This window comes from Microbacterium sp. H6 (assembly GCF_003314775.1).
Taxonomy (GTDB): Bacteria; Actinomycetota; Actinomycetes; order Actinomycetales; family Microbacteriaceae; genus Microbacterium; species Microbacterium oxydans.
In genome coordinates, this window is sequence record NZ_QOAY01000102.1 from 34,623 (window position 1) to 34,827 (window position 205).

Genomic DNA, 205 nt, shown 5'->3' on the forward strand with positions numbered 1-205 from the left:
GGCTCGCATCCCATCTCCACGGCGAGCGCCTGGGCGATCGGCAGCACGGCGGCCGGCGCTGTCACCGCGGCGAACCCGGCCTGGAGCTGGCGGAGGTCGATCGACGTCCCGGTGAAGGTGATCGCCGGATGCACGGCGAGAGGGATCGCACCGCGCTCGGCCGCAGGACGCAGCACCTCGATGCCGTAGGCGGGGTCGGTGTGCA

The 205-nt window shown here is 73.2% G+C and carries 1 pseudogene; it reads right to left on the reverse strand.

The features are described 5' to 3' along the window. Nucleotides 1–205, reverse strand: a pseudogene (locus tag DSP71_RS23305) (DUF2520 domain-containing protein); the annotation flags it as partial.